This is a genomic window from Rheinheimera baltica DSM 14885 (genome assembly GCF_000425345.1).
Lineage (GTDB): Bacteria > Pseudomonadota > Gammaproteobacteria > Enterobacterales > Alteromonadaceae > Alishewanella > Alishewanella baltica.
In genome coordinates, this window is record NZ_AUDG01000058.1 from 1 (window position 1) to 23,517 (window position 23,517).

At 46.5% G+C, this 23,517-nt stretch carries 17 protein-coding genes and 1 pseudogene; 8 read left to right on the plus strand and 10 right to left on the minus strand.

All coding sequences use genetic code 11. The features are described 5' to 3' along the window. Nucleotides 1-429 precede the first annotated feature (429 nt). Entirely contained in the window at nucleotides 430-1,875 is a 1,446-nt protein-coding gene (locus H595_RS0116055) for a polysaccharide lyase family 7 protein (RefSeq protein WP_240474923.1), read from the minus strand. 501 nt (nucleotides 1,876-2,376) lie between these two features. Between H595_RS0116055 and H595_RS24435 the strand changes: the two genes are divergently transcribed. Together H595_RS24435 and H595_RS24440 are read left to right on the plus strand one after the other, a co-directional pair. Continuing rightward, on the plus strand, nucleotides 2,377-4,077 hold the full coding sequence (locus tag H595_RS24435) for a TonB-dependent receptor plug domain-containing protein (RefSeq protein WP_205623250.1): 1,701 nt from the start codon (nucleotides 2,377-2,379) through the stop codon (nucleotides 4,075-4,077). Further along, a complete protein-coding gene (locus H595_RS24440; protein ID WP_205623251.1) occupies nucleotides 4,070-5,314 on the plus strand; it encodes a TonB-dependent receptor domain-containing protein in 1,245 nt (414 codons plus the stop codon). The genes H595_RS24435 and H595_RS24440 overlap by 8 nt, the downstream gene beginning before the upstream one ends. A 186-nt stretch (nucleotides 5,315-5,500) precedes the next feature. On the opposite strand, the gene H595_RS0116065 is transcribed toward H595_RS24440, so the two are convergent. Beyond that, entirely contained in the window at nucleotides 5,501-6,232 is a 732-nt protein-coding gene (locus H595_RS0116065) for a FadR/GntR family transcriptional regulator (RefSeq protein ID WP_027672124.1), read from the minus strand. 505 nt (nucleotides 6,233-6,737) lie between these two features. On the opposite strand from H595_RS0116065, the gene H595_RS0116070 reads away from it, so the two are divergent. Further along, complete coding sequence (locus H595_RS0116070; RefSeq protein ID WP_027672125.1) at nucleotides 6,738-8,582, plus strand: DUF885 domain-containing protein; 1,845 nt, start codon at nucleotides 6,738-6,740, stop codon at nucleotides 8,580-8,582. A 184-nt stretch (nucleotides 8,583-8,766) separates the two neighbouring features. Here the strand turns inward: H595_RS0116070 and H595_RS0116075 are convergent, their stop codons facing one another. Together H595_RS0116075 and H595_RS0116080 are read right to left on the minus strand one after the other, a co-directional pair. After that, nucleotides 8,767-9,738 carry a GGDEF domain-containing protein gene (locus H595_RS0116075; protein WP_027672126.1) on the minus strand — a complete coding sequence of 324 codons (972 nt, stop codon included), beginning with the start codon at nucleotides 9,736-9,738 and terminating at the stop codon, nucleotides 8,767-8,769. A 105-nt stretch (nucleotides 9,739-9,843) separates the two neighbouring features. Next, nucleotides 9,844-10,611 carry a substrate-binding periplasmic protein gene (locus H595_RS0116080; protein WP_027672127.1) on the minus strand — a complete coding sequence of 256 codons (768 nt, stop codon included), beginning with the start codon at nucleotides 10,609-10,611 and terminating at the stop codon, nucleotides 9,844-9,846. 253 nt (nucleotides 10,612-10,864) lie between these two features. Between H595_RS0116080 and H595_RS0116085 the strand changes: the two genes are divergently transcribed. Both H595_RS0116085 and H595_RS0116090 read left to right on the plus strand, forming a co-directional pair. Then, on the plus strand, nucleotides 10,865-11,635 hold the full coding sequence (locus H595_RS0116085; protein ID WP_027672128.1) for a LytTR family DNA-binding domain-containing protein: 771 nt from the start codon (nucleotides 10,865-10,867) through the stop codon (nucleotides 11,633-11,635). Nucleotides 11,636-11,796: 161 nt separating this feature from the next. Beyond that, nucleotides 11,797-13,761, plus strand: a complete 1,965-nt coding sequence (locus tag H595_RS0116090; protein ID WP_027672129.1) for a TonB-dependent receptor — start codon at nucleotides 11,797-11,799, stop codon at nucleotides 13,759-13,761. A gap of 4 nt (nucleotides 13,762-13,765) precedes the next feature. Here the strand turns inward: H595_RS0116090 and H595_RS0116095 are convergent, their stop codons facing one another. From H595_RS0116095 to H595_RS0116115, 5 genes are all read right to left on the minus strand, one after another. Continuing rightward, nucleotides 13,766-14,335 carry a DNA-3-methyladenine glycosylase I gene (locus H595_RS0116095; RefSeq protein WP_027672130.1) on the minus strand — a complete coding sequence of 190 codons (570 nt, stop codon included), beginning with the start codon at nucleotides 14,333-14,335 and terminating at the stop codon, nucleotides 13,766-13,768. 9 nt (nucleotides 14,336-14,344) lie between these two features. Then, the gene (locus H595_RS0116100; RefSeq protein WP_027672131.1) at nucleotides 14,345-15,667 is read right to left on the minus strand and encodes an amidohydrolase; all 1,323 of its coding nucleotides are present in this window, start codon (nucleotides 15,665-15,667) and stop codon (nucleotides 14,345-14,347) included. Nucleotides 15,668-15,751: 84 nt separating this feature from the next. Then, nucleotides 15,752-17,290, minus strand: coding sequence for a Ppx/GppA phosphatase family protein (locus H595_RS0116105; RefSeq protein ID WP_027672132.1), 1,539 nt, complete (start codon nucleotides 17,288-17,290; stop codon nucleotides 15,752-15,754). Further along, nucleotides 17,290-19,410, minus strand: coding sequence for a polyphosphate kinase 1 (ppk1, locus tag H595_RS0116110; RefSeq protein ID WP_027672133.1), 2,121 nt, complete (start codon nucleotides 19,408-19,410; stop codon nucleotides 17,290-17,292). The genes H595_RS0116105 and ppk1 overlap by 1 nt, the downstream gene beginning before the upstream one ends. 90 nt (nucleotides 19,411-19,500) lie before the next feature. After that, complete coding sequence (locus H595_RS0116115; protein ID WP_027672134.1) at nucleotides 19,501-20,007, minus strand: glycine cleavage system transcriptional repressor; 507 nt, start codon at nucleotides 20,005-20,007, stop codon at nucleotides 19,501-19,503. A 326-nt stretch (nucleotides 20,008-20,333) separates the two neighbouring features. Here H595_RS0116115 and phoU point away from each other — a divergent pair, with 326 nt between their 5' ends. The 3 genes from phoU (at nucleotide 20,334) to H595_RS0116130 (ending at nucleotide 23,158) form a co-directional block, all read left to right on the plus strand. Further along, nucleotides 20,334-21,044, plus strand: a complete 711-nt coding sequence (gene phoU, locus H595_RS0116120) for a phosphate signaling complex protein PhoU (RefSeq protein ID WP_027672135.1) — start codon at nucleotides 20,334-20,336, stop codon at nucleotides 21,042-21,044. 152 nt (nucleotides 21,045-21,196) lie between these two features. Then, complete coding sequence (locus H595_RS0116125; protein ID WP_027672136.1) at nucleotides 21,197-21,874, plus strand: TIGR00153 family protein; 678 nt, start codon at nucleotides 21,197-21,199, stop codon at nucleotides 21,872-21,874. 18 nt (nucleotides 21,875-21,892) lie between these two features. Beyond that, the gene (locus tag H595_RS0116130; protein ID WP_027672137.1) at nucleotides 21,893-23,158 is read left to right on the plus strand and encodes an inorganic phosphate transporter; all 1,266 of its coding nucleotides are present in this window, start codon (nucleotides 21,893-21,895) and stop codon (nucleotides 23,156-23,158) included. Between the two features lie 44 nt (nucleotides 23,159-23,202). Here the strand turns inward: H595_RS0116130 and H595_RS22610 are convergent. Then, a pseudogene (locus H595_RS22610) lies at nucleotides 23,203-23,517 on the minus strand (IS4 family transposase); the annotation flags it as partial.

Below are 23,517 nucleotides of genomic sequence, written 5' to 3' on the forward strand. Positions count from 1 at the left end.
ACACACTTACTGACGCGGCGATTTAAGAACGTTAGCACGGAAATCAGTTTGCATGTGCTGGCTTATAACCTCAAAAGAATGATGTCCATCTGGGGTTCTGAAGGATTAACTAAAAAGCTGCAAGAGCGTTACGGCTAGCGGCTGTAGTCGCTTTAGCTCCTGATACCACACCCATAACGCTCAATATCGGACTTAATAAGCCTCCGAACCGCACTGAATGAAAACTAAAACGCACACTCATTATTTCAGCGAGGCACTAACAGTGCATACTGGCGAACCGCTGAAAGAGCGGAAAATATGAGTTTTTACACAGCCTGGGCACATATGAGACATTGAGATTGGATTAAATTCAATTAGTCGAAACCTGAGGCATCAAGTTAAAACTTATCCACATAAAGTGTGCCACGATAATCCGTAAATCTACTTAGGCTATTCGCTGCCTAAGTATCCGATATGGCTGTTTTTAATGTCATAGAACGTCGCCTGGACAAACTCTTCGGCGTTGCTTGAATTGTTAACGTTATACACGCCCACTTTGAAATAGTGGTACTGCTCATCCTGATCATACAAACTGTCAGACATATCATAATGAGCCACAACATCGGCCTTGCCTTCTCGGCTAATGGTGACGGTGAGTAAGTTAACGTTAACGCTGATGTGGTAACTAAAAATCTCATTCAGGGCGATACCCTCTACTGGGTTTGCAGCGGTGTTGCTGCGAGAGCCAATCATGTCGACATAAGTTTCAAAGTTGTCACCGTCGCTGTCTTTAACCCGGCTCTCATGCGCGAAATAGATGGCGCCGCGATCGTTTCCTGGCAGTTTCCGGTAATATAAGCGCACAGGCTCATCGTCATTGGCGTGGATTTGACCAATGATTACCCGGCCAATCTGATAATTTTCACCAGTGGTGGTAACCTGATTGACCGCCATTGTTACCCTCAGTTCACCGTCGAAGCCAGCTGCATTATTTTTTCCCTGCGCTGATGCACTGCCAAACACCCAGTTATTTTTATTCACACCCTGAGTGCTGATTCTAAGGTCGCCACGGCGTAACATTTCCCGTAGTTCAACCCTTACATAACTGGTATTGGCAGAGGTTTTAAAACCATAACTGGGTGAGCGCATAACAATGCCACCATCAGTTGAGGCATAAAAAAATTCAGAATTGGTATAACCGTCTGCAAGCTCTGTTTCCGAAATGGAGTCGGCGGTGCCACTGTTGTCCTCATCAGTAGGGATACTCAGGTACCAGTCTATCAACTCAATACCCAATTCATTGGGGAAGCGCTCGCTGAAGTTCCCTCCGGCGTCCTGGCATCGATGCGCCTGCACTTCAACAATGGCATTGTTGTGGTTTTGGTTATTGCCAAGTCCGATTATCTTGATAAAGCGCACTGGTAATGACGAAATATTTACCAATTCGAAGCCACTATGTCTGCCGCTGGAATTTGCTTCTGACAATACTGTGGTCCAGCCTGTGTTATCGGTAGAGGTTTGTATGGCAAATCTCGCGATACGTTTATCGCCTGCAAACCACTTAATGGTGAGTGCACCCAGGGTTTTACTGCTGCCCAAATCCAATTTCAGCGCGGCATTGTTATCATCACTTGACCATCTTGAATTGGACGTCGTGTTGCCATCAATGGCATTGGCTGCCGGGTATGCCGCGTCGGTCATGTCATCGGTGGCAGATAGTATCGGGTAAACCTGATTACTGCATTGCTCAGGTGGTGCGCTCACAGTGGGGGGCGGCGGAATTTGGGTTGTGACATTAGCGTCACTACTACCCCCGCAGGCGGCCACAGCGAATGCCAAGCTTGTGACGATAACTACTTTGCTCAGTTGCCGGATGCTTTTTGACTGCCAAGACATCACCTTTTCTCCTACTAGCATGATTAATAGATGTTGGTAAACATCTGGCTTTGTGGTATTCCTGGTCCCACTTACCGCATTGAAATTAATTACCATCAACCCATAATTGGTTAACCAAAATATTTTCCTGGTGGATGCTGGCACTATATTTAAACCAGCTTACCATCGATAGCTAGTATGGACTATCCAATATTAATGTCTCATCAAGATACTTCGAATAGTCATTTAACTTTGTATAAAACAATATTGTAGTTTGTTTTATCTGTCTTTTTTATCTTAACATTATCCCCTCTCCTTATTGGTAACACAAAATTGTCAGCCAAAAATGCAACCAATGGGTTGACCAATATCTCAACTGGGTGTAAACATAAAGCAATATAATAAAACTGCCGGGAGTTATTCTTTTCAGAATATTGGCGCTCAGGCTCGGGGGAGGAAAATTTGAGGTTGCAGTTTTGGCTTCAAATTTAATTTGTGTTTAATGTCAGACGGGGAAAAAGGATGAGGCACACACTATCAAAAATAAGCTTGGCAATACTGTCTACAACGGCGCTGGGTATCGCGTTCACTGCTAACGCACAACAGCCAGAGACAGAGCCGACAGATATCGAAATCATCGAGGTATTAGGGATCAGAAGTTCTTTGACAAATGCGTTGGCCGAAAAGCGTTCTGCGGCCAGCTTAGTCGAAGTTATTCAAGCTGAAGATATCGGTAAGTTACCCGATCAAAACCTGGCGGAAGTACTCGAAAATATTACTGGTGTTCAGATTACCCGCTCGGCGGGTGTCGGTACCGGCGTTCAAATTCGTGGTACGGATGCAAACCGCACTGAAATTAATGGTGTATCTACGGTGGGCTCGGGTGCTGGTCGAAGTGGTATTGACTTTGAAGATGTTTCTGCATCGATTATTGCAGCTGTAGAGGTAACAAAGGCGCCACAAGCAAAAACAATTGAAGGCTCTGTAGGTGGAACAATTAACTTAAGAACTATTCGCCCACTTGAGTTAAGTGAAACGCTGGCAGCATTCAGAGTTCAGGGTGAAGACAGCAGTTTATCCACCGATGGCGTAAAACCGCGCTTGTCAGGAACCTTTGGTGATAATTGGGAAAATGACCATGGTAAGTTTGGTGTTGTCATTAGTGGTAGCTACGCTGAACAAGATGTCACTGCATTTCGCCCCCGGGCTGACCGTGACAATCTGGTGCGTTCTGACAGCGGTTTAGCAAGCGCGCAAAGTTTCCATTATCTGCCCATTCAGTTTTTGATCCAGGATTACGATAATTTTGAATATGAGACGAAGAATTTTGCCGGTTCTTTTGAGTGGGCGCCAAACAGCAGCAGCAAATTTTGGTTTGATGCGATTGTAAATGATCAGGATCGCCGGGAGGAGAGTTCAAGGGTTCAGGCGTCCGGGGTGAGCGATCTTATTGGTGTCTCGGTTCCCACTGAATTTGAAACGATTGATTTTGGCGCTTTAGATGGCGTCGATCTTGGTAGCATCCAAGCCGCCCTTAAAGGCATCATTCCGGTTCAGTCTGACGGTTCAGACGGCAATTTACGCTTATCCAGTGACACCCGTTCCCGGTCCACCAAGAGCAAAATATTCCGGCTAGGTGGGGAATATCTGGGGGATAATTATAAAATAAGTGCCGAGATATCCTCATCTTCATCTGATTCTGCGACCCCCAGAATTGATACCACACTTAACTTTGTCAATCCCAATGCGGCAATTGGTTCTGCTAACGATAACGGTACACCGTTTGAGTATGACTTAAGTGGTGGTGCCTTGGCCTTCGGGATTGCATTTGGCGCAGAGAATGCCCCCGCCCCCGCTGATTTGCTCGACCCAGCCAACTACAGGTTGCAAGCGGTGGCAGTCGCAAATAATACCAACGAAAATACCGAAGATGCCGCGCGTATTGATCTTAGTTACGATTTGAATATGTCAATTTTTACTACGCTTGACGTAGGCTACCGCTATAACAAGACGTCCAGTGTGTCCAACGTCGTGGGCTCAAATGTCAGTTTGTCCAGGATGGCGGATTCTCCCAGTGGCGATATGTTTGCTGATATCCTGACAACCGGGCCTGCTAACTTTAATGCCGCAGATGGTAGATCGCTCTATGTTAAAGATTTTCTGCTGGTGAATCCGGCGCTGGTAGGCTCTGATCCTGAACGGGTATTTACTTGCGTTGGCTAACGCCATTACGGCCCATGGCGGTTCAAAACCACTGAATAAACCAACGTCATCGGTTGCGGGTTTTTATGATATCAGTGAGTCAACCAACGCACTGTATGCTCAGGCAAATTTTGAAGCTGGCATGTTCCGCGGTAATCTTGGGGTGCGCTATATCAAAACCGATCTTGATTCAACCGGGAACCGCAGCGTGAACGGAGACGTCGTCGCTGAAACCACCTCAAGTGATTACAGTTTTGTGCTGCCGCGGATTAACCTGGCCGCCGATATCACCGACGATCTGGTGCTGCGCGCCGCTTATGGTAAGGATATACGTCGTCCGAATTTTAGTGACCTTTCAAGTTCTTATACATTCAGCACTAGCCCCAATCCGCCGGTAGCCGGTGGCAACCCTTACTTAAAACCCGAAGTGGTCACCTCTTTTGATATTTCTGCCGATTGGTATTTTGCTGAGGCCGCAGTTGTCAGTATCGGGTATTTCCACAAAACACGTAAGGATGTACATGTGGGTCAACAAGATGATCCATATTCAGAGCCTGTCACTGGATATCGCGACATTATTGGTCCGGTGTGTGAGCAGGGCGGGATCTGGAACCCCATTGCCCTGATCAACGTGTTTGGTCCGGTAAGTTCTGACGTCGGTGTTTGTGTTCCATTCTCCAGTATCATTAATGACACTAAAGACACCACGCAAAAAGGCATCGAAATGGCATTCCAGTATGACCTGTCTGCTTTCGAAGACGAGCTGGGCTGGGCATCTGGTTTTGGTGTGGTGGCAAACTATACCATTCAGGAGTTTTCTGGTGGTGAGGCGGTCAATACCTCCGCCAGTCGTCCTAGTCAGGTCTTTGCTGCTTCAACAGGTGGTACAGGTTCACTGAACGTTACTGCCGTTCAGGGCTTACTCAATTTATCTGAAAATGCCTACAACTTTACCTTGTATTACGAAAAATATGGCTTGTCTGCCCGGATGCGTTATACATGGCGTGAAGGGTTTCGCTCAAACGATTTTGGCAGCACATCAAGTTATCCCTGGGGCTTCCCTGTTGTACAGGAAGACAGAGGCCAGCTCAATGCCAGTATCAGTTATGACGTAAACGATCAGCTCAATGTTGGCATTGAAGCCGTTAACCTGACGGAATCTGATGTTCGCCAATCTTGTGTTAATGAAGGCGCACTGCTTTGCTTCCAGGGGTTAACCGACCGTCGGATAACCTTTGGTGCCAGCTATAGGTTTTAATTCAACTTGCCAGCGGCTGGTTGTCTTAGACAACCGGTTCTGGCAATCTCAAAGTAGATGCATTTATTGAAGCAAGCCTGATGGCTTGCTTTTTTTGTATGTAGCAAGAAAAAAACAGGCCCTGTGTCAGAGCCTGTTGTCAGGAAAAAACCGTTCCAGATGTGGACTGGGTTACGCAAACAGTTTTTACTTAGTCAGGTGAGAAATAGAATACAAACCCCGGGTCTCATCCGTTTTACGTTTGATCTCCTCTAACGCTTTTGCTTCGCTTGCCTCGAACAATGCGTTGATCAGACGGTTAAAATGATTATGCATGGCTTTTCTTGCCGCTGATGAGTCACGTTTGGCAATGGCGTCATAAATAGCGGTATGTTCTTTGATCCGTTGCTCTATACCCTGCGAGCATACATCCTTATAAGCGGCAATCACTTGCGGCTCATTCCGTCTGACTTTCCAAAGGTTGTTAATAGACATGACAATGGCATTGTTACGTGTTGCTCTGGAAATGATCTCGTGGAATCGTTGATCAGCCTCATCTGCCTTTTCTGCAGACGACATATCATCCAGCGCCTGCTTAAGAGCTGAAAGCTCGGTTTCCCGGATGGTGGCGGCGGCTAAAGCTGCCGCTTCTGCTTCTACCAATGCACGGGCCTGAGTGAGTTCAAATGCGCTGATGGACTTGAGTGAAGAGTCTGATCCAGCAAAGTCAGTGACATATACGCCTGATCCTGTTTTTACTTCCACTCTCTCTCTGACTTCCAGTGCGATGATTGCTTCGCGTATGGTCGGACGGCTTACATCATAAGCCTCGGCAAGCTCTCGTTCAGCCGGAAGGCGGCTCCCTGCAGGGTAAACTCCTTTGTCTATCAAAGCTTCTAACTTTTCAACAACTGTCCAGAAACGTCTGCGTTTCTTCATGATTGGTATCCCTTTAAGTCTTGCCATTGGTAATACATGTACTTACACCGATTGTACCCTGAACCTGTAGAGCTTCGCAAAAGTCTGGCATCCTGTTCCGCTATGATAGCTTCTCATAGCGGAAAGTTCTAATTGGTAATCAATTTTAATCTTAATTGGTAAGATAAAATATTTTTTTTTGGTTTTCAAATTGGTTTTGGGACGAGGGCGTATCGATTAAAGAAAATTCCTGGTTCTGTTTTTTCTGGGATGAAATCATTTTATTAAATTTATCCATTTAGCGTTTAATGAAGCATAGTCAAATTTACTGACACACTTAGTAACAGCTTGAAATGGTTTGCGTGTAGCACTTAATGCTTATCCAACCTACAGTTAACCCTGTTATTTTTTCATAACTCGTGCTGGTATGCGCGTTATGGCTACCTAAATATTTGGGCATAAGTTAGTGCCGTAAAATAAGAATAAAAACAACAGCAGGGTGCAACCTGACAATCAAGGATAACTGATGAAAACATTGAACATGTTATTAGTAAGTAGCGCTGTAGCCATAGCGCTAGGCAGTGCGTCAATAATGGCACATGAGCATGCGGCAGGAAAAACTGAGCATCTAGCTAAGAGCGCAACAAAGCAGGTAGTGCAAAGTGAGCATGACCGTTTGTTCGCTATTTTTGCGGCGTCAGATGAGCGTAATTTGGCACTTAATCCGGTTATGGGCTTATTTCGTGGCGATATGCGAAGAGCCGATAGATTGGGTGACTTTCTTACCGATGCGCATAGTTTTGCCGCCAAAACGAATACATTATTGAATTTGTCTGAGCTTAAGCAGATTGACATAACTAAGCTAAGTGACACCGATAAGCTTGCTTATGACGTGTTCAAATACAATCAAGAACGTGCACTTGAAATGTCTACAGATGAAATTCGAGCTCTGACCGAAGTACGCCCGGTTAATCATTTCAGCGGTTTCCATACATTTTACCCAACCTTTGCCAGCGGAAAAGGGGCGGCACCTTTTAAAACCGTTGAGGATTACGACAACAATTTATCGCGTCATGAAGATTACATTGCCATTTCTGAGCGTGCGATTGATAAATTCCGTGAAGGGATGAAAACCGGCGTGTTTGAAACGAAGCTAACTATTGATCGTGTTATTAAGCAGTTCGATACCCAGCTTGAAATTCCATTAAAAGAATCGCAATACTGGGGGCCTATCAACCTGTTTCCAGAAAGCTTTACCGAAGAGCAAAAGGCGCGCTTAACAAAAGACTATGAAGTGGCAACACAGGCTATTTATGACGCTAACATGCGCATGCGTGACTTCTTGCGGGATGAATATTTACCGGTAGCCCGCGAAACGGTTGGCTTAAGCCAAATGAAGGGCGGTGAAAAACTGTACCAACTTATGGTAGAAGCCTCAACAACCTTGCCCATGACGCCAGACGAACTGCATAAGCTTGGCCTGGAAGAAGTGAAGCGTATTAAAAGCGATATGCTTGAAATAATGAAAGAGGTGAAGTTTGCCGGCACGTTAAACGAGTTCTTCGATTACGTGCGCACCGATGTGAAGTTTAAGCCTGAAAGCCGTGAAGCGCTTACGCAAAGCTACTATAAAATAGGCCGCGAAGTTGATGAGAAAATTGGTGAATACTTCTCGCTATTGCCCAAGTCAAAGCTGGAAATTAAGCCCTATGACCCGGCTATTGAGCAGTTTAGCGCCGGTGGTTCATACCAACCAGGTACGCCAGATGGCTCACGCGCAGGTGTGTTCTATTTTAACGCCTATGATTTACCCAGCAGACTGACTACAGGCAATGTTACCTTGTATCTTCACGAGGGCGCGCCAGGTCATCACTTTCAGGTAAGCCTGGCGCAGGAAAATGACGCATTACCGTCGTTTATGCGTTTTAGCTTCCTACCGGCTTTCGGTGAAGGATGGGCGCTCTATTCTGAAACCCTTGGCTATGAAATGGGCTTTTTTAAAGACCCGTGGAATCGTTATGGCACATTGCAAGACGAGCAATTACGCGCGATGCGCTTAGTGGTCGACACAGGTCTACACGCTAAAGGTTGGAGCCGTGAAAAAGCCATTGATTTTATGTTGGACAATTCTGGCATGACACGCACAGAAGTGGTAGCTGAAGTTGAACGCTACATCGCTATTCCGTCCCAAGCGTTGTCTTACAAGGTGGGGGCGCTGAAAATACAACAGCTGCGCGCAAAAGCTGAAAAATCCTTAGGTAAAGACTTTGATATTCGCCAGTTCCATGAGCAGGTTCTCAATACAGGCGGTATCCCTCTTGCCATTTTAGAGCAGAAAATTGATCGCTGGATTGTGAGCAAAAAAGCCTAAACAATCCCGTTTACGAAATAAGGCTGGTGATGCTTATCGCTCACTGGCCTTTTTACATCCTCATTCATTTGAAGCGTGTTGTTCAAACTGCAAAAACATCCGGTAAATGTTTACCAAAGCGCACTAAGTCATTTGCAGAGAAGTGGTCATCGTCCTCCTATTATACCTGCTAGATAGAAATGCCTTATTGCTGTGCTACTTGGCGTACACAATTTCTCCCTGCGGCTTTTGCTTGATACAAACATTCATCTGCGCGTTGGATCAGGCTTTGTTGATCATCAGTGGCAACACACTGCGCCACACAAATACTAACAGTACAAGCTGGTATTGTGCTTTGCTCTGTAGCGCATTGTTTAGCTTCTCTGATCCGCTCTGCCAGCGCTACTGCACTGGTTGCAGGCGTATCAGGCAGTACAATTAGAAACTCTTCACCACCAATTCGACCAATAAAATCTGTTTTACGTACAATTCGACTAAAACACTCAGCGGCATGCTTTAACGTTTGGTCGCCAGTGAGATGACCGTAGTTATCATTTATCGCTTTAAAGTCATCCAGATCCAGCATCATGATACTTAGCGTACTTTGCTGGCGGGTACTGCGCGAAATTTCTAATGCTAACAAGCGCAAAATCTCACGGCGGTTAAATAAACCGGTTAACTCGTCAGTAGTGGCCATTTTTTCTAATTGTGCCGTGCGTTTGCTGACTTCAACTTCTAAGCGTAGGTTAGACTCTGCCAGCTGCTTTTCTACCTCTGTTAACTGGATAATTTTTGACTGTAGCTGGCGTTTGCTGGGTAGATTTATCGCATAAGGCAACATGTACCAAAGCAAGACCGCAGTAGTAATGGAGATAAGGCCGGTAAGGCTTTTAACCACACCATGAATATAGTAATAACCGTGCCATACATTAATAACCCCGAGTAAATGAGTGGCACCGCAAAAGAAAATAAAACCGGCAAACATGAGGAAAATCCAACCGAAATGCAGATCATCGCGTGCCCGGACTAATCGAATCAGCGCAATAGGAATGAGCATATAGGCAACAAACGTTAATATATCGCCACCCACATGCAAGATAAGTAAATCGGTACGCCATAATAAACAGTGACCATGCGGCATAAAGTCACCGTTAAGAAAATCATTTACCAGTCCCATTCATATTCCCTGTTATAACAACATATAAGTAATCAGCTTAGCTAAAAAAGCAAAAAAGGCATGATATCTCTACGGAAAGTTTTGTTTAGCCAGCAGCTTGAGGTGTTAATTCGGTGATGTGGTTTGGGTTTGAGGGAAAGTCGCCTCCAGATGTTTTCTGGCGGCGATAAGGTTAAACCAAAACTGCTCGACCAGCTCAGTGTTATTGGCATAAAAGTCCGGGTTGAAGACGATATGCCAATTTTTAACTAATAAGTTATCGTCACTGACAGCCACTTTGTCGGTAAGGCCTAGCTGTTGTAGTTGATAGCGCCCTATAAGACGTTCGACGCTATACCCATCCAGTTTTCCTTCAGCAACCATTTTCAGGCCTTCGTCCGGCGTAAACTTGTAGGGGCTAAGCCAACCTTTATGCTGTAGCCATTGTTCGACAATGTATCCCAGCGGTGCACTAATGCCAAACTGAGGTTGATATTGCGCTAGCGAGAAGGGTTTATCGACAGTATGTAATACCGGATATTCAGCCTGCCATAGATAGCGATTTGACAGCTCAGTACCGCTTTGCTGGTCTGGAAAGCGATACAGTAAGGCGCGCTCGGGTGACCAAATCATTGCCAAGGTGGCATTTAGCTGATTTTCTTGTACCATTTTTTGGCATCTAAGCCATGGCGCTTGTTGGTACTGCAAGGTGATTTCCAAGGGGGCCGCTGCCGCATTTAGCATCTCAACCAGCAGGCCAACGGGCTGGCTGCCATCGTTGCCGGCACTGATAAATGGCGCCATGCCAGCGCCTTCATAGCATATGGTAAATACTGCATTGGCTTGGCTTAGCCAAGGACACAGTACTAGCAGCAGAGCAGCACAGATTTTCATAACAGCAGATCCGTTATAGCAACAGGCCATTTGTTGCCGGTTAGCGGTAACAAAAAGTTACAGTAAGCCTAAGTATTGTTGCCAGTGGGCAAAAGAGCAATAAAAGTGACCATTGCAGTAGCAATGTTATAGCACTGTTGTAGTTCAAACTTTGTTTTAACAATGCCGCGTAATTAAGTAATATAGCCGGGTGAATAAGCCCCCTTGCGTGCTTTTTTGGGGCTCTGATAGATAATTTGGATATAGAGGCGCAATGGACCAGCAATGTCGTAAAGAATGGTTAGTGTCCTTACTCGGTTGGAGTGGGGTGATCGTGTTCTTAAGCCTGATAGACAAGCTGCATGACCTCTGGGTGCCTGAAGACGATAAACTGAATAATCATCCACTGTGGGCATTGCAGGAGTGGGGCTTATGGTTGCTGTTTACGCCGTTGTTGTTCCGGTTACTAAGCCGGGCTGCTGATAAACGCCAGTTAACCCAGCGCCGTTATCTGCAAATTTGCGCACTGATATTTATCAATTCCATGTGGTGTCAGGCACTGTTTGATTTAATAGTGCTTAACGACAGCATTGCTTACAGTCTGTTGTATTTTGCCCCTGTGCATGCGTTGGCTATTTTTATCAATGTGTTTATCTGGCAACGATATCTGACTTTGCCACAAGCACAGCTGACTCAAGCCGACAACGCAGATAGCCAAACGCTGACTATTGAGCAGTCAGAAGGGGCTATGCAGCTGTGCTTCGACGATATTATTCAGATTAACGCTGCCAGTAACTATGTCGAAGTTTGCACTGCTGATCGCACCTGGCTTAAACGTGCCACGCTAAAAGACATCGAAACTCAACTACCGCAGCAAATGTTTATTCGTACCCACCGCGCCCATCTGGTCAATATTCAGCATATCGCCCGTGTACGGTTAAAATCTTCCGGCAGTGGCTATGTCGAGCTTAAAAGTGGCCGGGTGGTTGCGCTCAGTAAAGCGCATAAACACAGCGTCAAGGCCTGTCTGCAGCAAGTGGCTTAATGTCGGCGCTGTTGACGTCTGCTTATCCCAGCTGGTTTTGACGGCTGGACGGGTCTGTCCATTCATCCCTAAAACCGCCCAATTACCCCTTTTAGCTTGAGCTTGCAGTTGGTGCTGCATTTAATGGCGCAGATTGAAACTTAGTCACAGGATGTTTTGTTATGGGTGTTACACCGGGTCCCGCGTTATGTTTGTCACTACTTCTGCTGGCAACCTGGCCTGATATTACGACAGCGAAGGGGCAGGAAGTAAGCCAGTACAGCCAGGCCGATTTGCAGCAGATGCCAGGGCAATCGGCGCTGGATATTATCAGCCATGTCGCCGGTTTTCAGTTTATTAACTCTAATAACCAGCGCGGGCTGAGTAATGCTGCCGGTAATATACTAATAAATGGCATGGTGGTGATGAATAAATCGCAAAGCCTGGACCAAGTATTGTCTGGTATTGCCATTGGCCAGATAAGTGCGATGCAGGTGTATTTAGCCGGCCACCCCTTTAACGCGGTAAGCCAGCATACCCAGGTGATTAATCTGCAACTGGATACGGCGGCGCAACCGGTCAACTGGCAAATAGCGGCGATGTCGCATGCTGGCCAGCAGCAGCCTGCTGCGCTATCACTGCAAAGCAATGTGCAGTGGTTGGGGTTTTTACACCAGTGGCAGCTGCGTGGTGAAAAAGCACTGTGGCAGTCTGATAGCGATTACTCTGAGCTGACACCTGCCGGGCAGACGTATTTAACCGGTAGCGAGCGTTATCGTGAAGACTATAACGATGCCAGCATTGGCGTTGTATCAGCGAAAACAGTGGCAGGAGCTCAGTGGCAGTTTAGCAGCCAGCTTATGCAGCAGCGGCAAAAAGAGCACTATTTACAATATTGGTCTGAAGCGGGGCAGCATGACAGCGGCCAGCTATACAACCGGAATAAACTGCATCAGCTTGAACTGGGGCTGGATTGGCAGCAGCAACGCGACAGTGGCTGGGTGTGGCAAAGCAATGCTTTGTTTCGCCGCGAACAAAGAGCACATCAGGCAGTAAATGGCGGTGCTGCAAGTGGGCAACCTTATATACAGAAAAAACGCTCGACAGAACAAGCGCTGAAAATCAGTGCCAGCGAGCCCAGCTTAGCCTGGCAACCAGAGGTGGGACTGGAGCTGAGCTATAACCGGCTCAGTGCTAATACGGATAACGGGCAATCAGGATACAGTTCAGTAAATGAAATCCGGGCTGAACCTTACCTTGCCGGTAAAGTGCGTCTGGCAGCGCAGTGGCAGTTATACAGCCGGCTGACCGCCGAGCAATCCCGCTTGCAAAGCCACAGTGCTGAGCGTTATCAGAGCAGCAATTTTTATATTAAACCGCTGCTAAAACTAAGCCATCATGGCGCTGACGGCCTCAATTCTACCTATACTGCGCAGGTTAAAGTTGAGCAATTGGATTTTAACGATTTTATGCCAAGCCAGGATGCGTACTACGACAGACAGCAATCAGGTAATGCCCAGCTAAAACCGGAACACATAGTAGAGCTGCGCTACGAAGCCAGCTATGACGCGGCGAACAGCTGGACTGCAAATGCTCAGTTACACTGGCAGAAAATCCGCGATACGCATGAATATGTGCAATTTGCCGATGCGAGTTGGGGCATTGCCAATGCTGGTAGCAGCACCGTAACCGGGGCGGATGTTAAGCTCAATCTGGATACTGGTTGGTTAAGTGACGACAGTGAGCTGATAGCCGAGTATGAATTTCGTCATGCACGCTATGCCGATCCACTGACCGGGCATCGCGGGTTATCCTGGATGCCGCGACATGTTGTCGAGGTTGAGTTCAGGCAAACCGCTGTTGGCTATGCCTGGGGGCTGGTGCTTAACCTGGCCGAGCGCGAAACCGCGTTTTATCCGGGTGAAGTTTATCATGAGCAGCGTCTGGAAGCGGTGCAGCTATATCTGGAATACGCTCTGCCCAACGGCATCAAGCTTGAGCTGGAGGTAGATGATCTGTTTGGCCGTAAGCGGCGCTATCAGCGTGATGTCTATGCCAGTGATCGCAGCGGAGCTTTAGCATACCGGTACTTCAGTCAGGAAAAAAACGGCACCAGCCTACAGCTGACGCTGAGCGGTGCCTTTTAACCGGCTAGCAGGTGCCTTTACGAAAACAATCATTGTGATGATCATTGACCATGCCGCATGCCTGCATATGGGCGTAAATAATAGTTGAGCCGACAAACTTAAAGCCGCGCTTTTTTAAATCTTTGCTAAAGGCGTCAGACTCCGGGCTGGTGGCGCGGTAATCCTCAGGCCCGGCAATGCTGTTTTGCTGCGGTGTGCCACCAACAAACTGCCATTGGTAGGCGCTGAAGCTGCCAAACTCGGTCTGCACTTCTAAAAAGCGTGCTGCGTTATTTATGGCCGCAGCCACTTTCAAGCGGTTACGGATAATGCCGGAGTTTTGCAGCAGCTCTGCCGCTTTGGCTTCATCAAAAGCCGCTACTTTTACCGGGTCAAAATTGGCAAAAGCAGCACGGTAGTTATCGCGTTTTTTTAGCACCGTGTACCAGCTTAGTCCCGCTTGGGCCGCTTCTAAGGTTAAAAACTCAAACAGCTTATTATCGTCATACACCGGTACGCCCCATTCGGTGTCATGGTAAGTAACATAGTCCGGCTTGGTTACGTCGACCCAATGGCAACGGCACAGTTCAGTCATAATCTGTCCTTAATCTTTGGCAGCATGTGGTGGATTGGCTAAGTAATCTAATGCTAAGCCGGTTAATGCCCGCACGCCGTTTACCAAGGCGTCTTCGTTAACATCAAACATCGGTGAATGGTTCGGCGGGACTTCGCTCAGTGGCTTGCCGTCCGGCGATATACCTAAAAAGAAAAATACACCGGGTATTTGTTGCTGGTAAAACGAAAAGTCTTCTGCGCCGGTAATGGGTTTTATCGCGGCAACGCCTTTATCGCCGGCAGCCCATGCTAAGCTTGGCATGGCCCAGTCGGTCAATGCCGGGTCGTTCCAGGTCACGGCAGCAAAGTTATGCACATGAAAATCCGCTTCAGCACCGCTGGCTTTGGCGATATGTTCGCTGGTGTGGGCCATGCGGGCGATTAAGTCTTCACGCATTTCGCTGTCAAAGGTGCGAATGGTGCCTTCCAGTTTTACGTCATCGGGAATAATATTCCAGCGAATACCACCATGTACCTGACCAAATGACACTACAGCGGGTGCTTTGGTAACATCTATCTGCCGGGCCGGTATCAGGTTAATAGCGTTAATCAGTTGGCCGGTAACATTGATTGGGTCGATGCCGCGCCATGGTGATGAACCATGTACCTGCTTGCCCTTAACGGTAATTTGAAAGCTGTCTGCCGCGGCCATAATACCTTCAGTTTTTACCTGTAATTGCCCTGGCTCACCGGGCCACACATGCAAGCCAAAAATGGCTGATGGGGTAGGGTTTGCAAATAAACCTTCAGCCAGCATCATTTTTGCGCCGCCCTCTTCACCAGCTGGCGGGCCTTCTTCAGCGGGCTGAAATACAAACATAATGGTACCGGCAAGTTCGGCTTGCTGTTTGGCCAGCACTTCGGCTGCGCCCATCAGCATAGCAACATGGGCATCGTGGCCGCAGGCGTGCATTACACCAGTTTGCTGGCCGTTAAATTCACTGACTACTTTGGATGCAAACGGCAAGCCGGTTTGTTCGGTTACCGGTAGCGCATCCATATCAGCGCGCAGTGCTACCACCGGGCCGGGTTTGCCGCCTGTTAAAATACCCACCACACCGGTATGGGCGATGCCGGTGCGCACTTCGAAGCCAAGTTTTTCTAAATGCGCGGCGACTTTGGCTGCGGTGCGCACCTCACGGTTCGAAAGTTCCGGATGCTGGTGAATATCACGCCGCCAGCTAATCACTTTGGGCATTACCTGTTCAATTTGCTTACTTAGCGTCGCTTTAGTTTCTGCTTGGGTTTGGGCCGTAGCCTGAGTACTAAATAATAGTGGCAATAAGGCCAAACTGATTAACGAAAGGTGCATAACGGCTCCAATACTAATAATGAGTTACTACCTTAAGCGTTAATATCAAAAAAACCAAGCTGGCTAAAATGAGGATAGAAATATTTAACCCGGATTTACTTCTGCTAAACCCGGGCAATCCAGCACAAAGGCAATTTTTTTTAGTGCTTTTTGTTCCAGTTGTAAATCTGCGGTCAATAAGGTTTGTTGAGCTAACCAGTCCGCGGGAAGATGCAATTGTAAAGATTGGCTGCTGCCGGTGGCTATTAATTCTGGTAATAAATCATTGCGTCTTTTTTGATTTAGCAGCACAGCAATACGCAGCAGTACCAGCAGATAAATTACCTGTGGTAGCTGATACAAACTAAATGCCGGGATCTCATCGGCGCGTATTTTTCGCCGGTGAAAACGCACTAATGTAGCAATAAGTTGCTGCTGCTCCTGATTAAAGCCGGGTAGGTTGGCATTTTGCAAAATATAAGCTGAGTGTTTTTGTACGCCGGACGAGTTAATGTGTAAACCCACTTCATAGAGCGTAGCGGCCCAGCCAAGTAGAGTGGCGTCTTCATCGGTTAGTTGCCATTGCTCACGCACCTGGCTAAATAAAGTTAATGCAGTTTGGCTAACCCGTTCGGCTTGTGTCATATCAACATCGTATCGCCGTTGCATGCTGGCGACGCTGTTTTCGCGAATATCTAGATGCTGTAGCCGGTCGCTCATTTCGTATAACACGCCTTCACGAAGAGCTGCGTCGGTATAGACCATTTGTTCAATTTGCAGCAGATTAAAGGCGGCAATTAAAATCGCCAATCCAGAACACAGCAGTAATTTGCGATCATCGGTTAGGCCGGGTAAATCAAGTTGATAGCTGTTTTCTTGCTCCACCAAATGAGCTTTTAATGCCATTAAATGCGCTAATTCCAGCGCGTTAGTGCTAAAACCTAAACCAACTATAATGTCACGGATAGTTTTAACCGTACCTGACGTGCCGACCGCTTGCTGCCAGCCCGCCGCTCTGAAGCTACTGACTATAGGTTCAAGCTCTTGTTCTGCTTGCAAAATAGCACGGCTAAAGCGTTTTTCGCTAATACGGCCCTGCGGGAAATGTTGCATGCCATAACTGACGCAGCCCATATTACGGCTACTTAAACGCAAGGGCTGTAACCCCTCACCAATGGCGAATTCAGTACTGCCACCACCAATGTCGATGACCAAGCGACGGCCGCTGAAATGCTCGAAATGTGCCACACCCTGATAAATAAATCGTGCTTCTTCCTGACCAGAAATGACCTCTATAGGAAAAGGGAATACGGTTTTAGCCCGGCGCAAAAAGGTTGCGGTGTTTTTTGCACGGCGTAAGGTATAAGTGGCAATAACCCTTACCGATTGCGGCGCAAAAGGTTTTAATGTGTCGGCAAACTGCGCCAGTACCATTAAGCCGCGTTCTATAGCTTCTTCGCTTAGCACCAGTTGCTCATTTAAACCTTCAGCTAACTGTACCTTTTGCTTCTCGCGGTGGAGCAATTGAATGTCACCATCTACAACCCGAGCTATCACCATGTGAAATGAGTTTGAACCAAGATCTACAGCAGCCATATAGGCTTGATTATCAAGGCGTTCAGCATTAAGTACCGTGTCGTTCATTAAAGTCCGCTATCGCTATTTTGCTGTTGCTGCCGAGCGAAATAATCATAGATCTGCTGCTGCGAGCGGATACTGCGCTTATTGCCGCGTTTAACATAGGCGTTGCTTTGTTTAGCATCAATGATACGTGCCTTTACGTTGTCCCGCCACTGTATATCTAAGGTGTCTAGCACCTGCTGCTTTATACGCACATCGTAAATGGGTACGCCAACTTCAACCCGCTGGTCGATATTGCGCGTCATCCAATCGGCTGACGACAAGTAAACGTCTGTTTCGCCACCGTTATGAAACACATATACCCGGGCATGTTCTAAGAAACGGTCCAATACAGAAATAATTTTAATGTTCTGGCTTTTACCGCTAATGCCGGGCATTAACGAACACATTCCGCGTACAATGATGCGAATTTTTACCCCAGCCTGACTGGCTCGGTAGAGTAATTCAACAATTTGTTGGTCAACCAGGTTATTGATCTTGAGAAAAATTTCCGCTTTGCGCCCACTAATAGCAAAGTCAATTTCTCGCTGGATCAGTTGGATGAGTCGAGGCCGGCTCCATGTTGGTGAGACAATCAAGTGTTTAAACTGATAAGGCCGGTAGCTGTATTCAATAAATTCAAACACCTGACCAATTTCAGCGGTAATTTCCTGATGGCAGGTGAATAAACTCATGTCGGTGTAGATGCGTGCGGTTTTCTCATTAAAGTTACCGGTTCCAATATGACCATATTGCACTAGCTTGCCTTTTTCCAGGCGGCTAATCAGGCAGAGCTTAGAGTGTATTTTTAATGTGGTTAAGCCAAAAACAACCTGAATGCCGGCCTCGGTCATTTTTCGGGCCCAATTAATATTGTTCTCTTCATCAAACCGGGCTTTCAGTTCAACAACAACAGTAACTTTTTTGCCATTTCGAACGGCGTCTAACAGAGAATGTATTACCCTGGAGTGCTTAGCAACCCGGTACATCGTCATCTTGATATGACTGACTTTAGGGTCAAATGACGCCTGACGCACCCACTCGGTAAAGTAACCAAAATTATGATACGGGTAGTGCAGCATAATGTCGCCTGCGCGTATCGCATCAAAACTGGTTGCATATTGCTCAAACTCAGGGCTTTGCAGTGGCGGTAAGGTTGGAAACTCTAAACTCTGATGACCAATGTTAGGAAAGCCAATAAAATCTTTAAAGTTGCGATACCGACTGCCTGGGATCAGCGAGTCAACGGAGCTGGTACCTAATTGTTTACTAAGCACTTTAAGCATTTGCTCTGGCATAGCGGCATCATAAACCAGTCGCACGGGTTCAGATTTTAAACGTTGCCGGATACCTTTGGACATTTTGTCCATCAGGCTCTGGTCCAGTGTGTCACTGATATTGTATTCAGCATCGCGGGTTAACTTCAGCGAATAGGCTTGAATAGTGTCAAACTCAAAGAAACCCGAGAATAGGTCGGCAATACAATGCACGATGACATCGTCCAACAACAATATTTGCCGGCGATAGTGGCCATTTTTCTTGCGCGTATTTAAATGCAGCGGCAATTCGATAAAGCGCGACAGTTCATTTGTCGGCACTTGCACTATGGCGTATTCAGGTTTACCTGCCCCGGTCATTTCCACCATCAAATAAGTGGTGTTGTCATCCAGTGCTTTGGGTAAGCTGACTTCATCTCCGGATAAAATCATCGGCGAAATGTGTTTAATCACTTCATTACGAAAATAACTGCGTACCCAGCCCGATTGTAATTCAGTCAGTTTAAAATGATCGATAAGCTCAATGTTATGCTTACGCAGCTCTAACTGAATGTCTAAATAGATGGCGTTAAAGCGGGCTCCTAGCTGCAATACTTGCTGTTGGATTTCTTGCAACAGTGCCTCTGCATCTTCTTGTTCACTCGACTGATACTTTTTAAGCAGTATCCGGCGTTTTACGTCGGCTACCCGTACACGGAAGAACTCATCCATATTATTGGAGTAAATGCCTAAAAACCGTAAACGTTCAATCGGCGGATTACGCTCATCGGCCGCTTCTTGTAGCACACGGCCATTAAACGCTAACCAGCTTAATTCTCTTGGGTAAAGGGGAAATTCAGTGCCTTTTGCAGCGTCGATGTATTCCATATTCCAGCTCCCTAACTACAACTGGGTATCACTCTATGGCATTTTTATGACAGCAAGATGAATGCAGCCGGCATGCGGCTGCAATGAGTCTCAGTTTTCTGTTTCAATATCCACGACGATATCAGTAGCGATTGCTTCCAATGCCTTTACCACTTCGTCGCGGCTAACACTGGCAGGCAGCTCAACCGTTGCAATTGCGTTAAACAATGGTACGCCCCAATTTGGCGCACTTTGCTTGCTGCTTTCAAAATGAATAATGTTGGTGCCTTTATGTTTGATAACCGAAGATAATTCACGCACGATGCCTGGGCGGTCATTACCGGTAATGACAAATTTGAGATGCTGTTCTGCATTGAGGTTGCTAGGCACGCCGTGCTGAATCTTTATATCCAGGTCAGTGAGTTGTTCCAGGGCCGCTGTCAGGGCTGGCAAATCTTGCTCTGCAACTTCAACTTGTAAAATGCCAGCAAAATATCCGGCAAGGTGACTTAAGTTGCTCGCCATCCAGTTACCATTATGTGTGCTAACCACGGTTGCCAGTTTCTCGACTAAACCAGCTTTATCTTTACCAATTAATGTAAGTACTAACTGCTTCATTCAATATTTTCCTGTCATACCTGAGTAATAATTATGATTTTTTTGTGATGTTGCTTTGGAAAAATGTACGCAAGCACTTGCTGAGTGTAGCCGCCAAGTCAGCATTTTTAAATGTGTTCGTAATAATATTTGTGAATATAATGGTCTAGCTGTAACCAAAGCGGCAAGAACTTTCATCCTATAACTATTGTGCTACAAAAAAGTTGCGAAACTCAGTAAGTTAGGCTGCTGGCACAGTACCCCCGTTTCTGCCTATACTGCATATATGCAAAATGCGACCTGATAGACGGTGTCGCAAATGTTCATTCAGACTAGCGGAGAGCGCAGTGGATCAGCTTAATTTAAGTAAACATATTTCCAGCTCTTTTAATGAAGAGATCGATATTGTTCGTAACCATGTTATGGCGATGGGCGGACTTATAGAGCAGCAATTGAACAATGCGCTGATGGCCATTGCCACAGCCGATACCGAGTTGGCACAAAAAGTTATCGACACTGATTTAAAAGTAAATGACTGGGAGCTACAAATTGACAAAGAGTGCACCAGCATTATTGTCAAGCGCCAGCCCGCGGCCAGTGACTTACGTTTAATCATGGCCATCATGAAAACCATTGCAGACCTGGAGCGTATCGGTGATGAAACCCGGCGTATCGCCAGAGTGGCGTTAGAGTCATTTAACAGTGAGCAACAGGACTTACTGGTTAATTTAGACAACTTAGGTCGTCACGTCGGTCAGATGCTGCATGATGTACTAGACGCTTTTGCGCGGATGGATGTTGAAACAGCGTTGTTGGTGCATAAAGAAGATAAAAAAGTTGACCGTGAATACGAAGCCATTACCCGCCAGCTAATGACGTATATGATTGAAGACCCACGTTCCATTCCTAAGATTATGAATGTAATCTGGTCAGCCCGTTCGCTGGAGCGTATAGGAGATCGCTGTAAGAATTTGGCCGAGTATATTATCTTTTTTGTTAAAGGTAAGGTGGTACGCCACAGCAGTGCTGAACAACTTGAGCATGAAGCACGTAGCTGATTTAATTATGCTTTTTCTGTATGTCTGCAATGTCCCTGCACTATGGCTGTGCGGGGCATTTTCATTCTGCGTTCATTTTTCGTTTTTATTGCGCTTTGAATGTCGCTACAATGCGCGCCGACTACAGTCAAACCAACTTACGAGGCCAGGCTATGCCAGCTAGTACTTTTTTATCCGTGTTTGCCAAATCACCGATTAAGCCGATAGAAGAACATATTCGCAAGGTGCATCAGGCGAGTGAATTACTGCTACCTTTTTTTGATGCTGTCTATCAACAGGATTGGCAGCTTGCGGCGGACGTACGCAAAAATATCGTGATGTTGGAAAAGGAAGCCGACAAATTAAAACGCGAAATTCGAATTAATCTGCCACGAGGCCTGTTTTTGCCGGTAGATCGAACTGACATATTAGAATTGGTATCACAGCAGGACAAAATTGCTAACAAAACCAAAGATATCACTGGCCGGGTATTAGGCCGCGAATTACTTATTCCTGCAAGTTTACAAGACGGTTTTAAAGCATACGTACAACGCTGTATTGATGCGACTAAGCTGGCAAGTGAAGTGATTAACGAATTAGATGAGTTACTGGAAACAGGCTTTCGTGGTCGGGAAGTTGATTTAGTAATTAAAATGGTTGAGCAGCTGGACATGATTGAAGGTGATACTGACGATATGCAGATAAAGCTGCGTAAAGCCTTACGTCTGGCAGAACAAGAACTAAACCCCATTGATGTGATGTTTTTATATCGTACCTTGGAGTGGGTTGGTGATTTAGCCGACGTGGCATTGAAAGTGGGTTCGCGCCTCGAAATTATGCTTGCCCGTTAATTATAAAAGGTTTTCCTGATGGATATTTTACAATCATACGGTTTAATTCTAGTTGTTATCGCCGCCGTATTCGGTTTTATGATGGCTTATGGTGTTGGTGCAAATGATGTAGCCAATGCCATGGGTACGTCAGTTGGCTCAAAAGCCCTTACGATAAAACAAGCTATCTTTATTGCTGCTATTTTTGAGTTTGCCGGAGCATATTTAGCCGGCGGTTCAGTGACGTCTACTATCCGTGGCGGCATTACAGATGCATCGTTCTTTGTTGATGCACCAGAATTAATGGTTTATGGCATGATTGCTGCGCTGTTAGCAGCGGCCAGCTGGCTAATTGTGGCTTCTTATTTTGGCTGGCCGGTGTCTACTACACACTCTATTGTTGGTGCCATTATCGGTTTTGCCGCGGTAGGTGTAGGCGTTGATGCCGTACATTGGGACAAAGTGGGTGGTATTGTTGGCAGCTGGGTTGTCACGCCGATGCTTGCCGGTGTCTTAGCCTATATGTTTTTTATGAGTGCGCAAAAACTCATTTTTGATACCGATGCGCCTTTGGCTAACGCTAAAAAGTTTGTCCCGTTCTATATGGGTTTTGCCGCCTTTATGATGACCTTGGTTACGGTGCAAAAAGGCTTAAAGCACGTTGGCTTGCACCTTACTACAGCAGACGGTTATTACATTTCAATTGTGGTAGCCATAGTGGTGGGTATCATCGGTAAACTGGTCATCGGCCGGTTGAAATTTGACCCGGCAGCCGATAAAAAAATGCAGTTTAATAACGTCGAGCGTATTTTTGGTGTGTTAATGATCACTACCGCTTGCTGCATGGCTTTTGCTCACGGCTCTAACGATGTTGCCAATGCTATTGGTCCTCTAGCCGCTGTAGTGAGTGTGGTAAGCAGTGGTGGTGAGATTGTCAGTAAAGCTTCGCTGGCATGGTGGATCCTGCCGTTAGGCGGTATTGGTATTGTTATCGGTCTTGCTACGCTGGGTGCACGGGTTATTAAAACCGTAGGTACCGCTATCACTCATTTAACCCCAAGCCGCGGTTTTGCTGCTGAACTGTCTGCAGCCTCAACGGTGGTTATCGCGTCAGGTGCAGGTTTACCTATCTCTACCACCCAAACATTAGTTGGCGCGGTGTTAGGTGTAGGCTTAGCGCGTGGTATTGCGGCACTTAATCTGGGCGTCGTGCGCAATATATTCATTTCCTGGATTATTACACTGCCAGTAGGGGCGGGTTTAGCGATAATTTTCTTCTATATTCTGCAGGCTATCTTTAGTTAAGCTGGCATGTGGTTGATAAAAGCCTCCAAATCGGGTAATGCCGTTCACTTAAGGTGAGCGGCATTTTTACTTTTAGCCACCGGGTAGCGATTTTTCGATACCTTTAGCGTCCTTGGATAACTGCGTTCTCGCTTTCCTTCAAGCTTGAATTGACTGGCATTTTTTTCTATTTCCAAGATGAATCCGGGCACATTACCCGGCGCATAAATTGGCATCAGAGTGAGCTTGTGGATGATGTGCGATGAGGCATCTCTAAAGCTCAGTTGGTTTGGGAATACACTTTTAAGGGACTTGGCCATCAATACCATTTTGTATCGAATTAAATTGTAAGCGAGCAACACCCCCCATAGCTCCTGCCG

Coding starts and splice junctions, on each gene's coding strand:
- H595_RS0116055 (WP_240474923.1), bottom strand. CDS start 1,875: ATGTCTTGGCAGTCAAAAAGCATCCGGCAACTGAGCAAAGTAGTTATC.
- H595_RS24435 (WP_205623250.1), top strand. CDS start 2,377: ATGAGGCACACACTATCAAAAATAAGCTTGGCAATACTGTCTACAACG.
- H595_RS0116065 (WP_027672124.1), bottom strand. CDS start 6,232: ATGAAGAAACGCAGACGTTTCTGGACAGTTGTTGAAAAGTTAGAAGCT.
- H595_RS0116070 (WP_027672125.1), top strand. CDS start 6,738: ATGAAAACATTGAACATGTTATTAGTAAGTAGCGCTGTAGCCATAGCG.
- H595_RS0116075 (WP_027672126.1), bottom strand. CDS start 9,738: ATGGGACTGGTAAATGATTTTCTTAACGGTGACTTTATGCCGCATGGT.
- H595_RS0116080 (WP_027672127.1), bottom strand. CDS start 10,611: ATGAAAATCTGTGCTGCTCTGCTGCTAGTACTGTGTCCTTGGCTAAGC.
- H595_RS0116085 (WP_027672128.1), top strand. CDS start 10,865: ATGGACCAGCAATGTCGTAAAGAATGGTTAGTGTCCTTACTCGGTTGG.
- H595_RS0116090 (WP_027672129.1), top strand. CDS start 11,797: ATGGGTGTTACACCGGGTCCCGCGTTATGTTTGTCACTACTTCTGCTG.
- H595_RS0116095 (WP_027672130.1), bottom strand. CDS start 14,335: ATGACTGAACTGTGCCGTTGCCATTGGGTCGACGTAACCAAGCCGGAC.
- H595_RS0116100 (WP_027672131.1), bottom strand. CDS start 15,667: ATGCACCTTTCGTTAATCAGTTTGGCCTTATTGCCACTATTATTTAGT.
- H595_RS0116105 (WP_027672132.1), bottom strand. CDS start 17,290: ATGAACGACACGGTACTTAATGCTGAACGCCTTGATAATCAAGCCTAT.
- ppk1 (WP_027672133.1), bottom strand. CDS start 19,410: ATGGAATACATCGACGCTGCAAAAGGCACTGAATTTCCCCTTTACCCA.
- H595_RS0116115 (WP_027672134.1), bottom strand. CDS start 20,007: ATGAAGCAGTTAGTACTTACATTAATTGGTAAAGATAAAGCTGGTTTA.
- H595_RS0116125 (WP_027672136.1), top strand. CDS start 21,197: ATGCCAGCTAGTACTTTTTTATCCGTGTTTGCCAAATCACCGATTAAG.
- H595_RS0116130 (WP_027672137.1), top strand. CDS start 21,893: ATGGATATTTTACAATCATACGGTTTAATTCTAGTTGTTATCGCCGCC.